General features: G+C 42.9%; 11 protein-coding genes and 4 tRNA genes. 12 read left to right on the forward strand and 3 right to left on the reverse strand.

Features of this window, described 5'->3' with window-relative positions:
* Positions 1 to 95 precede the first annotated feature (95 nt).
* From PG766_RS06965 to PG766_RS07015, 11 genes are all read left to right on the forward strand, one after another.
* Positions 96 to 177, forward strand: a tRNA-Tyr gene (locus PG766_RS06965).
* Between the two features lie 39 nt (positions 178 to 216).
* Positions 217 to 290, forward strand: a tRNA-Met gene (locus PG766_RS06970).
* A 19-nt stretch (positions 291 to 309) separates the two neighbouring features.
* Positions 310 to 382, forward strand: a tRNA-Phe gene (locus PG766_RS06975).
* A 34-nt stretch (positions 383 to 416) separates the two neighbouring features.
* Positions 417 to 489, forward strand: a tRNA-Lys gene (locus tag PG766_RS06980).
* Between the two features lie 207 nt (positions 490 to 696).
* The gene (locus PG766_RS06985) at positions 697 to 2,409 is read left to right on the forward strand and encodes an ABC-ATPase domain-containing protein (protein WP_118199112.1); all 1,713 of its coding nucleotides are present in this window, start codon (positions 697 to 699) and stop codon (positions 2,407 to 2,409) included.
* A 27-nt stretch (positions 2,410 to 2,436) separates the two neighbouring features.
* Positions 2,437 to 3,900 carry a D-alanyl-D-alanine carboxypeptidase family protein gene (locus tag PG766_RS06990; protein WP_117824582.1) on the forward strand — a complete coding sequence of 488 codons (1,464 nt, stop codon included), beginning with the start codon at positions 2,437 to 2,439 and terminating at the stop codon, positions 3,898 to 3,900.
* Between the two features lie 465 nt (positions 3,901 to 4,365).
* Positions 4,366 to 7,527, forward strand: coding sequence for an isoleucine--tRNA ligase (gene ileS / locus PG766_RS06995; protein ID WP_118219792.1), 3,162 nt, complete (start codon positions 4,366 to 4,368; stop codon positions 7,525 to 7,527).
* 38 nt (positions 7,528 to 7,565) lie between these two features.
* The gene (locus PG766_RS07000; protein WP_008375560.1) at positions 7,566 to 10,034 is read left to right on the forward strand and encodes a glycogen/starch/alpha-glucan phosphorylase; all 2,469 of its coding nucleotides are present in this window, start codon (positions 7,566 to 7,568) and stop codon (positions 10,032 to 10,034) included.
* A gap of 41 nt (positions 10,035 to 10,075) precedes the next feature.
* On the forward strand, positions 10,076 to 10,975 hold the full coding sequence (locus PG766_RS07005; RefSeq protein ID WP_118199114.1) for a SpoIID/LytB domain-containing protein: 900 nt from the start codon (positions 10,076 to 10,078) through the stop codon (positions 10,973 to 10,975).
* A gap of 43 nt (positions 10,976 to 11,018) precedes the next feature.
* On the forward strand, positions 11,019 to 11,795 hold the full coding sequence (locus PG766_RS07010) for a M23 family metallopeptidase (RefSeq protein WP_055248057.1): 777 nt from the start codon (positions 11,019 to 11,021) through the stop codon (positions 11,793 to 11,795).
* 45 nt (positions 11,796 to 11,840) lie between these two features.
* Positions 11,841 to 12,098 (forward strand): GIY-YIG nuclease family protein, encoded by a 258-nt coding sequence (locus PG766_RS07015; RefSeq protein ID WP_173698758.1) that lies wholly within the window; start codon positions 11,841 to 11,843, stop codon positions 12,096 to 12,098.
* A gap of 115 nt (positions 12,099 to 12,213) precedes the next feature.
* On the opposite strand, the gene trhA is transcribed toward PG766_RS07015, so the two are convergent.
* Positions 12,214 to 12,864, reverse strand: coding sequence for a PAQR family membrane homeostasis protein TrhA (trhA, locus tag PG766_RS07020; RefSeq protein ID WP_055248060.1), 651 nt, complete (start codon positions 12,862 to 12,864; stop codon positions 12,214 to 12,216).
* A 332-nt stretch (positions 12,865 to 13,196) separates the two neighbouring features.
* On the opposite strand from trhA, the gene PG766_RS07025 reads away from it, so the two are divergent.
* On the forward strand, positions 13,197 to 14,792 hold the full coding sequence (locus PG766_RS07025) for a DEAD/DEAH box helicase (RefSeq protein ID WP_055262176.1): 1,596 nt from the start codon (positions 13,197 to 13,199) through the stop codon (positions 14,790 to 14,792).
* A gap of 141 nt (positions 14,793 to 14,933) precedes the next feature.
* Here the strand turns inward: PG766_RS07025 and PG766_RS07030 are convergent, their stop codons facing one another.
* Together PG766_RS07030 and PG766_RS07035 are read right to left on the reverse strand one after the other, a co-directional pair.
* Positions 14,934 to 15,479 carry an NADH peroxidase gene (locus PG766_RS07030; protein WP_008375550.1) on the reverse strand — a complete coding sequence of 182 codons (546 nt, stop codon included), beginning with the start codon at positions 15,477 to 15,479 and terminating at the stop codon, positions 14,934 to 14,936.
* A 155-nt stretch (positions 15,480 to 15,634) separates the two neighbouring features.
* Entirely contained in the window at positions 15,635 to 16,024 is a 390-nt protein-coding gene (locus tag PG766_RS07035) for a Fur family transcriptional regulator (RefSeq protein ID WP_270590678.1), read from the reverse strand.
* Positions 16,025 to 16,283 lie beyond the last annotated feature (259 nt).

Here is a 16,283-nt window from a genome sequence, read left to right on the forward strand (position 1 = left end):
TGTAATCAGCAGGTTATCGGTTCGAGTCCGATCATCGGCTTGCATCAGACAGTTAATCTGAATGATGTCTGTTGGAAGACAGTAAAACTTCATATGGGTGGATTCCCGAGTGGCCAAAGGGGACAGACTGTAAATCTGCTGCAATTTGCTTCGGTGGTTCGAATCCACCTCCGCCCATTGCATATTTAGAAAAAATGTGCTATAATGAGATATCATCGCGGGATGGAGCAGTCTGGTAGCTCGTCGGGCTCATAACCCGAAGGTCGTAGGTTCAAATCCTGCTCCCGCAACTCACACATTAGTGTGTATGCCCAGATAGCTCAGTCGGTAGAGCAGAGGACTGAAAATCCTCGTGTCACTGGTTCGATTCCGGTTCTGGGCACTGTCTTCGAAAGAAGGCAAGCTGTATAACAGATGGAGCATTAGCTCAGGTGGTAGAGCACTTGACTTTTAATCAAGTTGTCCGGGGTTCGAATCCCCGATGCTTCATGATTTAGAAGATGTAAATCCTGTATAAATTGGGTTTACATCTTTTTTCGTTTTATAGAAAATTTAATATGCACCAAGTAAATTTTTGCTAGTAAAATAGAATGATACCAGGGTCAAAAGGTCAGAAAGCCGATGCAAGCTTGCCTGCAAGAGGATTTTTGACCTCTTGACCCCAACATCATAGAATTTGATAAGAGGGAGCAGGATATGAAATCAGCAGCAGAATTAGAAAAAAATTTGATGAGTATCAATCGAAGAAGCTATCCAGCTTACAAAGATTTGAGAGGAAGCTATCAGTTTCAGGGATACCAGCTCAATATTGATCATGTACAAGGAGATCCATTTGCTTCTCCGTCAAAGCTGAGTATTCAGGTGAAGAAAATCCAGGCGAGATTTCCAGAAGAATATTATAAAGAAGAACACAGAAGAATTGCGCTTCAGGATTATCTGACAAGACAATTCGGAAAAGCTGTTTCCAAATTTATTTTCCAGGCAAAGGGTTCCGGAAAAAGTGGATTGATTGGGATAAGCCGCTGTGGACAGGAGGTTCTGGACAGGACTGCATTTGAAATTAAGGATGGAGATCTTCTGGTACGGTTTGAAGTTGGATTTCCGGCAAATGGACGGACGATCAATGCATTTGAACTGAGGAAGATTTTGTTTGAGTATCTTCCGGAAATAGCTGACAGATCTTTATATTATAAGAACCTGAATCAGCAGGAAGTGAAAAAGTGTATAGAACTTGCGGAAGATCAACATTATATAAGAAGAGAACTGACAAAGCGGAGACTTATTGCATTTGTGGCAAATGGTTCTATATTGCCAAGAGAAAGCGGTGTATCACAGAAGCCTATGAAAGGTGCAATTGCTTTTGAAGCACCGGAAAGTATGGAAGTAGAGATGGAACTTCCACACCGGGGTAAAATAAAAGGAATGGGAATCCCGGAAGGAATTACTTTGATCGTGGGTGGAGGATATCATGGAAAATCAACACTTCTGAAGGCACTCGAGCAGGGAATTTACAATCACGTCGCCGGAGATGGAAGAGAATACGTGATTACTTCGGATACTGCGATGAAGATCCGGGCCGAGGATGGAAGATGTGTATCCCATATCAATATTTCACCGTTTATCAATGATCTGCCGAATAAGAAAGATACAGTAAATTTTTCTACAGAGGATGCCAGTGGTTCGACTTCGCAGGCTGCAAATGTGGTAGAAGCGGTACAGTCAGGTGCAAAATGTCTTTTGATCGATGAAGACACCTGTGCGACGAACTTTATGGTCAGAGATGAGCTGATGCAGGCTGTCGTATCCGGTGAACAGGAACCGATTACACCATTTACTCTTCAGGCAGGTAACCTGTATCAAAAGCAGGGAATTTCTATTATTCTGGTGGCCGGAAGTTCTGGATCTTATTTTTACATTGCTGATCATGTGCTGCAGATGGATAATTACCGAACGTACGATATCACAGAAAAAGTGAAAACGGTGATTGGTGAAAAAAGTGAGACCGGAGAGAAAAAGGTTCCGGTTGATGTAGATGTCTTATTTGATAAAGATCATCACAGAAGCTTAAAGGCCGGAAAAATGGAAAAGAAGAGAGATCAGGTGAAGATAAAACAGTTTGGTAAAGATTCATTTTCTATTGGAAGAGAAAATGTGGATCTGAAATATGTAGAACAAATCCTGGATGCAGAACAGACAACGGCATTAGCGTACTGCCTGAAGAATCTGTTGGAAGAAATGGAACGGAAGGAACAGGATGTTGATCTTTGCGTGGAAAAGCTTTGGAGTCAGATTAAGAAGCAGGGTCTGGCATCCCTTTGCAAAGGAAGTTATGTTTCTGTAGCGATGGCACAGATCCGTAAACAGGATATTTACGCATGCCTGAACAGATATCGGGGATTTATCGTATAAGATTAAAGAATTTGGAGGAGAAGATCCGTGAGGAGATGGAAGAAAATTTTAAGTGCATCGCTGGTGGCAGTGATGGTTGGAAGTCTTGGAATGACCGCATTTGCAGAAGATACGTCAGCAAATGAACCAATTGATACAACGGTCAGCAATTATAATCTGACAGAGGAAGAAACTTCCGGAAAAAATCAAGAAGAAATTAAAGCCCTGCAGCAGCAGAAAATTGATGAAGTAACACAGCAGGCATATGATATGAAGATTGCCAGCAATGAGCTGGAGAACTGGCCGGAAGGACCGGCTACTTACGGAGAGGCTGGGATTGTCATGGAGGCAAAAAGCGGTGCGATCCTTTATGCGAAAAACATTGACGGAAAGGCTTATCCTGCCAGTATTACAAAGATTTTAACGGCACTTGTCGCATTGGAAAACGGCAATCTTGATGACAAGATCACGATTACACAGAATAGTGTGGATTGTGTAGCAGAGGGGGATGCTTATATAGGAATGATCGCGGGGGAGGAAATTTCTTTAAATGATGCGCTTCACGCACTTCTGATGGCATCTGCAAATGAAGTTGCTTATGCGATTGCTGAAAATGTGGGTGGTTTAGGATATGATGGCTTTATTGCAAAGATGAATGAACGCGCAAAAGAGCTGGGAGCAGTAAATTCTGATTTTGAAAATCCGAATGGGCTGAATGCGCAGAACCATTATACGACGGCACGTGATATGGCACTTATTACACAGGAACTGCTTGAAAATCATGAAGAATTCAAGACGATTGCCCAGACACAGCAGTATACGATCGGTGCAACCAATCTGGTAAATCAGGCGAGAACCTTTCAGCAGAGTGATCTGATGTTTTACGAGGGAAACGACTATTATTATCCAAAGACAATAGCCGGAAAAACCGGTTATACAGATGAAGCACTCAACACGTTGGTATCCTGTGCAGCAGATGATAATCTGGAGCTGATCAGTGTTGTCTTGAAGACACATGGGAAAAATGTATACCCAGACTCCATCAATTTACTGGAGTATGGATTTAATAATTTCGCAAAATATACGATTGCGGATTATGAAGACTCCGCAGATTTTAAAGAAATTGATCCGAATGCATATGTTGTACTTCCGGAAAATGTAAATTTCCAAAGCCTGGATTACGAAATTACGCAGGATGACACGAACAGCAGCACCGGAACAGTAACTTATACTTATCAGGGCAACCCGGTCGGAAAAGCAGCTGTGACATTAAGTGATGAATATCTGCAGAAGGATAACACAGAAAATGAAGCACAGGTGTCCGGCGATAAGTCAGACAGTGAAACACAAAAGCAGGCTCAGAGTACAATACCACGAGAGGTAATCCTTGTAATCTGTGTGATTGCAGCAGTACTCATTCTTATTATTGTATGGAGGGCTGTTCTGAAACATTTGAGAAAGAAGAAAGTGGAAACAAACAGAAAGCGCAGAAGAGAAGTTGACAAAGATTAACGTCTGGTCAGTCAAATATAAGGAAAGAATCACGAAATCCCGCAGAACCCCTTGACGAAGCAAGGGGTTCTTTATTATAATAACCTAGAAATGGTGAAAAAAGATCAAAAGACATTGACGAAGACAGTAAGATTTATTTGAAAGGTAAAGCGAACCGGAGATGGTGGAAGACCGGTGCAAGTAGGGTAGATCTGAACATCACTTCCGAGTTGCAGTAACTGAAAGCAATCTGGCGAGTAAGTTCTGACGGTTATTTCCCCCGTTACAGGAAACTCATATGCTGGTATGCAGTAACAGGTGGTTAACGATGTACAGACTTTCGTCCTTTTACGGGTGAAAGTCTTTTTTAATTTTGCAGGAAATTCCAAATACTTCTTGCAAAATTAAGGGCACTACGTGCCGGGGCACATTTTTCTATATACCCAAAAATGCATACAAAGTCATTGATTCAGAAAGGAGCTTATCATGGCTAAGTACAAAAAAGTGGATACAGACCTGAAGTTTGTAGACAGAGAAAAAGAAGTTGAAAAATTCTGGAATGAAGAAGATATTTTCAAGAAAAGTATGGAGAACCGTAAAGAAGGAGAAACTTATACTTTCTACGATGGACCTCCGACAGCAAATGGAAAACCGCATATCGGACACGTTCTTACCCGTGTAATCAAAGATATGATCCCGAGATACCGTACAATGAAGGGCTACATGGTTCCGCGTAAGGCAGGATGGGATACTCACGGACTGCCGGTAGAGCTGGAAGTAGAAAAGCTGCTCGGCCTTGATGGAAAAGATCAGATTGAAAAATATGGTGTAGAACCATTTATCAATAAATGTAAAGAAAGTGTCTGGAAATACAAAGGAATGTGGGAAGATTTCTCTTCTACAGTAGGTTTCTGGGCAGATATGGAAAATCCATATGTTACTTATGATAATAACTTTATCGAGTCTGAATGGTGGGCTCTGAAGAAAATCTGGGATAAGGGACTCCTTTACAAAGGATTTAAGATCGTTCCGTATTGTCCACGTTGTGGAACACCACTTTCAGCACAGGAAGTTGCACAGGGATATAAGGACGTCAAAGAACGTTCTGCTATCGTTCGTTTCAAAGTGAAAGACGAAGATGCATACATCCTTGCATGGACAACCACACCTTGGACTCTTCCGTCTAATATCGCACTCTGCGTAAACCCGGAAGAAGATTACGCCAAAGTAAAATGTGCAGACGGATATACTTATTATATGGCATGCGCTCTGCTTGACACCATTCTTGGGAAATTTGCAGAAGAAGACAAACCGGCATACGAAGTTCTGGAAACTTACAAAGGAAAAGATCTGGAATACAAAGAATATGAACCGCTTTACCAGTGTGCATATGACTGCGCAGCAAAACAGAAAAAGAAAGCATTCTTTGTTACCTGTGATGATTATGTAACTCTGACAGATGGTACTGGTGTTGTTCATCTGGCACCAGCATTTGGTGAAGATGATGCGAAAGTAGGACGCAAATATGACCTTCCATTCGTACAGCTCGTTGACGAGAAAGGGGATATGGGCGAGACAACTCCATTTGCAGGACTTTTCGTAAAGAAAGCAGATCCGGAAGTACTTAAAGATCTGGATGCTCGTGGACTGCTCTTCGATGCTCCGAAGTTTGAACACAGTTATCCACACTGCTGGAGATGTGATACTCCACTGATCTACTATGCAAGAGAATCATGGTTCATCAAGATGACAGAAGTTAAAGATGACCTGATCGCAAATAACAATACTATCAACTGGATCCCGGAAAGCATTGGTAAAGGACGTTTTGGTGACTGGCTTGAAAATGTTCAGGACTGGGGTATCAGCCGTAACCGTTACTGGGGAACTCCACTGAATATCTGGGAATGCGAATGCGGATGCCAGCACTCGATCGGAAGCATTGAAGAACTGAAATCCATGTCAGACAACTGCCCGGATGATATCGAGCTTCACCGTCCATATATTGACGATGTAACAATCAAGTGTCCGAAGTGTGGAAAACAGATGCACCGTGTACCGGAAGTTATCGACTGCTGGTTCGACAGCGGATCCATGCCGTTTGCACAGCATCACTATCCATTTGAAAATAAAGAAGTATTTGAACAGCAGTTCCCGGCTCAGTTCATTTCTGAAGCCGTCGACCAGACAAGAGGATGGTTCTATTCTCTGCTGGCAATTTCAACCCTGATCTTCAACAAAGCACCATACCAGAACGTAATCGTTCTCGGACATGTACAGGATGAAAATGGTCAGAAGATGAGTAAATCCAAAGGAAATGCGGTTGATCCGTTTGATGCTTTGGAGACATACGGTGCAGATGCGATCCGCTGGTATTTCTATGTAAACAGTGCACCGTGGCTGCCGAACCGTTTTCATGGAAAAGCGGTTATGGAAGGACAGAGAAAGTTCATGGGAACACTCTGGAACACCTATGCATTCTTCGTATTGTATGCCAATATTGATGATTTTGATGCAACAAAATATGCACTTGAATATGACAAATTATCTGTAATGGATAAATGGCTCTTATCAAAACTGAATACACTGATCAAGACAGTAGATAATCATCTTGCAAATTACCGGATTCCGGAAGCTGCAAGAGCACTTCAGGACTTCGTAGATGATATGAGTAACTGGTATGTAAGACGAAGCCGCGAACGTTTCTGGGCAAAAGGAATGGAACAGGATAAGATCAATGCTTACATGACTCTTTATACAGCACTCGTTACTGTATCAAAGGTTGCAGCACCGATGATCCCGTTCATGACCGAAGAAATTTATCAGAACCTGGTAAGAAGCGTAGATGAAAGCGCTCCGGAAAGTATCCACCTTTGTGATTATCCGGTTGCAAATGAAGCTTATATCGATAAGACTCTGGAAGAGAACATGGATGAAGTCCTGAAGATCGTTGTAATGGGACGTGCATGCCGTAATACAGCCAACATCAAGAACCGTCAGCCAATCGGAAAGATGTTCGTAAAAGGTGCTTCCGATCTGCCGGAGTTCTATCAGGATATCGTGACAGATGAGCTGAATGTAAAAGAAATCGAACTTACAGATGATGTTCGTGCATTTACTTCTTATACATTTAAACCACAATTAAAGACAGTTGGACCAAAATATGGTAAATTGTTAGGTGGAATCAAGAATGAACTCAGCAATCTGGACGGAAATGCTGCTATGGACGAACTGAATGCGACAGGTGTTCTGAAGCTTCAGGTAAATGGACAGGAAATTGAACTTGCAAAAGAAGACCTTCTGATCGACATGGCACAGATGGAAGGATATGTATCTGAGAGTGACTATGGTATCACCGTTGTACTGGATACAAACCTGACAGAAGAACTTCTGACAGAAGGATTTGTACGTGAGATCATCAGCAAGATCCAGACTATGCGTAAGGAAGCCGGATTTGAAGTTATGGATAAGATCAAGGTAACTTACGACGGAAGCGAAAAGGCAGAAAAAGTATTTGCAGAGTATGCAGAGCAGATCGGACAGGAGACACTTGCGGTAGCAGTTGAAAAGGCTGAACCTGCAGGCTATGTGAAAGACTGGAAGATCAACGGTGAAGCTGTAAATATGGGCGTAGAAAAGCAGGGAGAATAATCCCTGCCGCTGCGCAAAAATGAGAAGGGAATATAGGCATGTACAGTAAAAGATTTGAAAAAGAAACTTTTAAAAATGATGTGAAAGAAAATGTGCGGACACTGTATCGTAAAGAGATTGAAGAAGCAACTCCGCAGCAGATTTTCCAGGCAGTATCTTATGCAGTAAAAGAAGCAATTGTAGATGACTGGCTTGCGACACAGAAAACATACGAAAAAGAAGATCCAAAGACCGTATATTATATGTCAATGGAATTTCTTATGGGACGTGCACTTGGCAACAACCTGATCAACATGACTGCATATAAAGAAGTAAAAGAAGCCCTTGATGAGATGGGCATTGATCTGAATGTGGTAGAAGATCAGGAACCGGATGCGGCACTTGGTAATGGTGGTCTTGGACGTCTTGCAGCTTGCTTCCTGGATTCACTTGCATCTCTTGGATACGCAGCTTACGGCTGTGGAATCCGTTACCGCTACGGTATGTTCAAACAGAAGATCAAAGATGGCTATCAGGTAGAAGTGCCGGATAACTGGCTCAAAGATGGCAATCCGTTTGAAATCCGCCGTGACGAGTATGCAAAGGAAGTCCGTTTTGGTGGTACCATTCGTGTACAGTATAATGAACAGACCAAGAAAGAAGATTTCATCCAGGAAAATTATGAATCCGTACTTGCTATTCCATATGATATGCCGATCGTAGGATATGGCAACCACGTAGTCAATACACTGCGTATCTGGGATGCACAGGCAATCACAGACTTTAAACTGGATGCATTTGACAGAGGAGAATACCATAAAGCGATCGAGCAGGAAAACCTTGCAAAAACGATCGTCGAGGTTCTTTATCCAAATGACAATCACTATGCAGGAAAAGAGCTTCGTCTGAAACAGCAGTATTTCTTTGTATCTGCCAGTCTTCAGGTTATGCTTGATAAATATAAAAAGAAACACAAAGATGTGCGCAAACTGTATGAAAAAGTTACGATCCAGATGAACGATACTCACCCGACTGTAGCAGTTGCAGAGTTGATGCGTCTGCTCATTGACCAGGAAGGTCTTGGATGGGATGAAGCATGGGAAGTAACAACAAAGACGGTTGCTTACACCAACCATACGATCATGTCAGAAGCACTTGAAAAATGGCCGATCGACCTGTTCTCAAGACTGCTTCCGCGTGTATACCAGATTGTACAGGAAATTAACCGCCGTTTTGTAGAACAGGTTCGCCGTATGTATCCGGGCAATGAAGATAAAGTCCGTAAGATGGCTATCCTGATGGACGGTCAGGTAAGAATGGCACATATGGCTATTATTGCAGGCTACTCCGTAAATGGTGTTGCAAGACTTCATACAGAGATTCTGAAACATCAGGAATTAAAAGATTTCTACGAAATGATGCCGGAGAAATTCAACAACAAGACCAATGGTATCACACAGAGAAGATTCCTTCTTCATGGAAACCCGCTGCTTGCAGACTGGGTAACAGACCACATCGGAGACGGCTGGATCACAGATCTGTCCCAGATGTCAAAATTAAAACCGCTTGCGGATGATCCGAAGGCAAGAGCAGAATTTATGGATATCAAATACAAGAACAAAGAACGTCTTGCAAAATATATTCTGGAACACAATGGAGTAGAGATCGATCCGAGATCTATTTATGATGTACAGGTTAAGCGTCTTCATGAATATAAGAGACAGCTTCTTAACATTCTGCATGTAATGTATCTGTACAACCAGATCAAAGAACATCCGGAGATGTCCTTCTATCCGAGAACATTTATCTTTGGTGCAAAAGCTTCCGCAGGATATGTCCGTGCAAAAGAGATCATCAAACTGATCAACTCTGTAGCAGATGTGGTAAATAATGACCTGAGCATCAATGGAAAGCTGAAAGTCGTATTTATCGAAGATTACCGCGTATCCAACGCAGAATGGATCTTCGCGGCAGCAGATGTCAGCGAACAGATTTCTACCGCTTCCAAAGAAGCTTCCGGAACAGGTAACATGAAGTTCATGCTGAACGGTGCACCGACACTTGGAACTATGGATGGAGCCAATGTAGAGATCGTAGAAGAAGTTGGAATTGAAAATGCATTTATTTTCGGCCTCAGTTCTGACGAAGTTATCAACTATGAGAATAATGGCGGATATAACCCGCAGGAGATCTACTTCAATGACTGGGATATTAAGAGAGTCGTTGACCAGTTGATGGATGGAACTTATTCACATGGTGACCATGAGATGTTCCGCGACCTGTATAATTCACTTCTGAATACACAGGGTGGAGACAGACCGGACAGATACTTTATCCTGAAAGACTTCCGCTCTTATGCAGAAGCACAGAAGAAAGTGGAAGAAGCTTACAAAGATCCGGATCGTTGGGCTAAGATGGCACTTCTGAATACAGCAAGCTGTGGTAAATTTACTTCAGACAGAACCATTCAGGAATATGTTGATAATATCTGGAAACTGGATTATGTTACAGTTAAACCAGAAGCATAATCAGTCAAAACCTCTCATACAGTGGTATGGGAGGTTTTATTATGCGAAAATACTTCAGACAGGCAGGCTATTTTGCTGCCATTCTTATATTACTTCCGTATGTGGTTACGATTCTGCTGAATGGCAGAAGCAGTTTGGCGCAGGACAATGGGACGAGCCCGTATGTGACCGTAAAAAGTGACGAAAAGAACAGAAAAATTTCACTGGATGAATATGGGATCGGGATTCTGGCTAAAGAAATTGAGGGAGATGCGGAGGAGGAAGCGTTAAAGGCACAGGCAGTGTTGATCCGGACCAGCATTTACAAAAGCATCCAGGATGAGGGCACCAACACTGTCCTGACGAAGGAATACTGGACCAGGCAGCAGATGGAGAGCAACTGGGGAGCAGATCATTATGGAGAATATTATGAGAAGATGAAAGCTGCGTGGGATGAGACGAGGGGACAGGTTCTGATGTATGACGGAAAGCTGATTCTGACCCCGTATCACCGGTTAAGCAACGGAAAAACAAGGTCTGGAAATGAAGTGTTTGGTTCGGAAGAGTATCCGTATCTTCAGAGCAGGGAATGTCCCGAAGATGTGGAGGCAAAAGAGGAGATGACCGTGTCCATGATCCAGGGAAGCGACATGGAAGTGACAGGAACTGACAGTGCCGGGTATGTGACAGCAGTCCGTTGTGGCAGTGAAACAGTAAATGGTGAAGAATTCCGGAGAACCTACCATCTTGCCTCGTCATGCTTTACGCTTCAGGATTATGACGGGCAGACAAGGGTTACGGCGAAGGGAATCGGGCACGGTCTTGGGATGAGCCAGTACACGGCAGAGAAGATGGCAGAGGAAGGGAAAACCTGTGAAGAAATCCTGCAATATTTTTTCACTGATGTCAGTCTGGAAGAGGTCACGGATATTGTGATCGAAAAAAACGAAAAGGGAGAATAAGTTGGTCATTTTCTGGCAAAAATATTGTCAGAGGTGATAGAATATGAATAAAAAGCAGCAGTCCTCTAATAAGAGGAGAAAAAGAGCGTCGATCGGTCTTGCGGTCTGCTTTGCCGCTGCTATTGTGCTTACAGGAGCCTATACATGGAGAAATTACCGGGCAAATGTGAAGGATGAGCAGGCAAAGATCGAGGAAGAACAGCAGGCGAAAGAGGAAGAAATCAAAAGAAATGCGGAAGAGACAAGCAGTATTGCAAAGAAAGCGCTGGAAGATGAAGAGCCTGTGACAAAAGAGGACAGCCAGGCTGCAAATACGGCAGCAGATGGAAGTACAGAGAACCGGATGGATACTTGGGAAACGGACAGCACGCAGACCGCAGGAACGGCAATGAACCTGAATTTCGGGGAGGACAGCCAGCTTCTGTGGCCGGTGGACGGCAATGTGCTGATGAGCTACAGTATGGATAAAACCGTATATTTTTCTACATTGGATCAGTACAGATATAATCCGGCGATGATCATATCCGGTGCGGTGAACGATAACGTGATCGCAGCAGCACCGGGTCTTGTAAAATCCATTGATAACTTTGCGCAGACGGGAATCACGGTGACACTGGATATGGGGAATGGCTACGAGTGCATGTATGGACAGCTCAAGGAAGTGCAGGTGAAAGTCGGTGATTATCTGGAAGCGGGCAATGTGATCGGATATCTGGAGATTCCGACCAAGTATTACAGTCTGGAGGGCTGCAATCTGTATTTCGAGATGTTAAAAGATGGTCAGCCGGTCAATCCGATGGACTATCTGGCTGAAGAATAAGAGCAGAAGAAAGGAAGAGGGGCTTTTTGGTCCCTCTTTGAAGCGATGAATTATACATATATTTTAAAATGCAAGGATGAAACATTATATACCGGGTGGACGAATGATATTGAAAAGCGTCTGGAAGCGCATAATGCCGGGAAAGGCGCAAAATACACCAGATCCAGGAGACCAGTGGAGCTGGTGTATCTGGAGCAGTTTGAGACAAAAGAAGAGGCGATGCGGCGGGAGTATGCGATTAAGCATATGACGCGGAGGGCGAAGATTGGGCTGGTGATGAGCTATAAAGAGACGGGGCAGTAGGGCATGAAACAGGAGAAGCAGATTTGCTTCTCCTGTCGGCATTTTGTGCAGAATAAAAAATTACTTCCGCAGCTTTAGTGGGGCGAGTTTTCTGGATTTTTCGAGGATGCAAGGTTTACAATAAAGAATACATTACAACAAAGTGGCATGCACTTCCGCCCATCACGAAGAGGTGGAAGATTTCGTGGCTGCCAAAATTCTTATGCTTATTGTTGAAAATCGGAAGCTTCAGTGCATAGATCACACCGCCGATCGTGTAAATGATTCCGCCGGCGAGAAGCCATCCGAATTCTGCACGTGTCAGATTGTTGAGAATCTGACTGAATGCGAGGACACAGATCCATCCCATACTAATGTAGAGGACGGAGGATACCCATTTCGGGCAGAATACCCAGAACCCTTTAATAATAATTCCGGTGATTGCAATACCCCATACAAGTGCGAGCATGATAAGTCCGGTTCTGCGTTCCAGTACCAGCAGGCAGATCGGTGTGTAGCTTCCGGCGATCAGTACGAAGATCATCATATGGTCGATCTTTTTCAGGATCGTGTTGACACGTTCGGAAAGATCAAAGGTATGATAGGTTGTGCTTGCGGCGTATAAAAGAATCAGGCTGACAGCATAGATTGCAAGCGAGATCAGGTAAATCCGGCTCGGTTCGTGGGCTGCTTTTATTAAAAGTGGAAATGCGGCGAAAATTGCCATCAGCATGCCGATAAAATGTGTGATTGCACTTCCTGGATCTTTAATATGTTTCTTTTTCATCACAAATCCCTCCCTAGAGATGAATAATTAAAACTACAACACGTAGTAATCAATACTACATTAAGTATATGAATATATTATACCGTTTATGCATAAAATGCAAGTGAAAATTGACTTTTTAAAAATTATTTGTTAGAATATAACGCGAATGTTACGATGCTCTTTACTTGTATTGTCACCAAGTAAGGAGTTTTTTATTGTGCATTGCGACGGATAAGGAAGATGTCGCAAGCGACCGTCGCAGGCGCGAGAATGCGCCCCGGCAGAGTTTATATGATGGAGTTTAAGGTCATATTTGTAATTGGTAATGTATTTAATAGAAAGGATAATGGATGGAAACAGTTAGATTTGAAGAAATGGGACTTTCGGAAGAGATTCAGAAAGCAGTAAGATACATGGGATTTGAGGAGGCTTCACCGATTCAGGCAAAGGCAATTCCGGCAATGATTAGCGGGATCGATTTGATCGGGCAGGCACAGACCGGAACCGGTAAGACCGCAGCATTCGGAATCCCGATTCTGGAAAAGGTAGACCCGAAGCTGAAAAAGCTGCAAGCGATCGTTCTCTGCCCGACCAGAGAGCTTGCAATCCAGGTGGCAGACGAGATCCGCAACCTGTCCAGATATATGCATGGAATTAAGGTTCTGCCGATTTACGGAGGACAGGATATCGTAAAGCAGATCCGTTCCTTAAAGAGTGGAACACAGATCGTCATAGGAACTCCAGGGCGTGTGATGGACCACATGCGCAGAAAGACGATGAAGCTGGATTTTGTACACACGGTTGTGCTTGATGAAGCAGATGAAATGCTGAATATGGGATTCCGTGAGGATATCGAATTTGTATTAAGTGGTGTTCCTGAGGAGCGCCAGACCGTGCTTTTCTCAGCAACCATGCCGAAGCCGATCATGGAGATTACGAAGAAATTCCAGAATAACGCAAAAGTGATCAAAGTTACAAAAAAGGAACTGACTGTTCCGAATATTGAGCAGTATTATTATGATGTAAAGCCGAAGAAGAAAGAGGAAGTTCTTTCCAGACTTCTTGATATTTATTCACCAAGGCTTTCGGTTGTATTCTGTAATACGAAGAAGCAGGTGGATCTTCTGGTAAATGCACTTCTCGGACGCGGATATTTTGCGGCAGGACTTCACGGGGATATGAAGCAGGAACAGAGAGACCGCGTGATGCAGGGCTTTCGGACCGGTAAGACAGAGATCCTGGTAGCAACGGATGTGGCGGCCCGTGGAATTGATGTAGATGAAGTGGAAGCAGTATTTAATTATGATCTCCCGCAGGATGATGAATATTATGTACACCGTATCGGGCGTACCGGACGCGCAGGACGCGAAGGAAGAGCATTTTCTTTCGTATCAGGAAAAGAAGTTTACAAACTGAAAGAGATCCAGAGATACTGCAAGACGAAGATCTATGCACAGAAAGTTCCGTCACTGAATGACGTTGCGAATACTAAGATGGAAAATATTCTGGATGATGTGGAGCGTGTGATCGAGCAGGAAGATCTGGACATGATGATCAATGCCATCGAAGAACGTGTCAATAATTCTGAATTTACAGCAATGGATATGGCGGCTGCATTTTTAAAGATCTGCTGTGGAATGACAGAGGATAACAAAAATACAGAGGAAAATGACTGGGAATTTGGAGATACCGGTGCAGGTGAGGATGGAATGGTACGTCTGTTCATCAATATTGGAAAGAAGCAGAGAGTACGTCCGGGAGATATTCTTGGTGCAATCGCCGGGGAAAGCGGAATGGATGGAAAGCTGATCGGAACGATTGATATGTATGATAAGTATACATTTGTTGAGGTGCCGAGGGAATATGCCCGTGAGGTACTGAATGCGATGAAGAATGTGAAAATTAAAGGGAAGACGGTGGCTGTGGAGCCGGCGAACCAGAAATAGGAGGTCGAGCCAGCTCGAATGCGCTGCGCTACTTCTCGCTGCAGGCTGTCGCCTAATAGGGATAAATAGAAGAGCCCCTGGAAGAATGAATAAATTCGTTCTTCCAGGGGCTCTTCTATTTATCCCTGCTCGGCTTGTAGCTTAGCCAAAGTAGCGTTTGAGTAATCCTTCGAATGCTTTTCCGTGTCTTGCTTCGTCTCTTGCCATTTCATGAACTGTGTCATGGATCGCATCGAGGTTTGCAGCTTTTGCACGTTTTGCAAGGTCGAATTTACCTGCTGTTGCGCCGTGTTCTGCTTCTACTCTCATTTCAAGGTTCTTCTTTGTGCTGTCTGTTACAACTTCGCCAAGAAGTTCTGCGAATTTAGCAGCGTGTTCTGCTTCTTCGTGAGCAGCTTTTTCCCAGTAAAGTCCGATTTCCGGATAGCCTTCTCTGTGAGCTACTCTTGCCATTGCAAGATACATTCCTACTTCTGAACATTCACCTTCAAAGTTTGCTCTGAGGTCGGCAAGGATGTCTTCGCTTACGCCTTTAGCTACTCCAACTACATGCTCTGCAGCCCATTCTCTTTCGCCTTCTTTTACTTCTGTGAACTTGTCAGCGCCTACGCCACATACTGGACATTTCTCCGGTGCTGCTTCGCCTTCGTATACATAACCACATACTGTACAAACAAATTTCTTCATAATAATAATCTCCTTTTCTTTTTTTGATAGTATATTTGATTTCTTTTAGTTAGCAATATTAGTAACTGTTACTGATATTAAGATAACATATACATCCTTCTTTGTCAACTATAATTGATAAGTTTTTTCAAAATTTCTGAATTTATACTACATAGTCAGGACTTTCTTAAACAATCACCGCAGATACCGTAGAAAAGCATGGTGTGTGATTCAATCTGACCGTCGAAACTTTCGGATGCGAGATGGTTGATCTTATCCATGTGATCAAAATCCATATCAATCATTCGCTTGCAGCACTTGCAATAGAAATGATAATGCGGATTGGTACGTACATCAAAACGATCGCCGCCATCGGGTGTTGTAATTTTAATTGCCTCGCCTATGTCGGCAAGCAGATTTAAATTGCGGTAAACGGTTCCGAGACTGATATTTGGAAATTCTTCTTTGATATGCATATATACAGTATCTGCTGTTGGATGTGTTGTAACAGAGGAAAGATAATCCTTAATTGCCTCACGCTGTCTGCTGTATTTTAAACTTGCCATTGATGTCACCTCCTACAAATAGATAATAATAATAATTACTAAAATCATATTATAATAATATTCTTATAATGTCAATAAAAAATTGTATATTGAATAAAAGAATAAAAAATGGAAATACTGTTAAGCGAGATGTAATAATTTGTAACAAATATGACGAAAAAACAAAGTGTATAAAGAACGGTGTAGAACTGTGTACTACGAAATAACTGAGGAAAACTTGACAATGTGAAATTTGATTGATATAATATCACCGTAACAA

Source organism: Coprococcus sp. LG101-27 (genome assembly GCF_027695515.1).
In the GTDB taxonomy this organism is placed as follows: Bacteria; Bacillota; Clostridia; order Lachnospirales; family Lachnospiraceae; genus Allocoprococcus; species Allocoprococcus comes.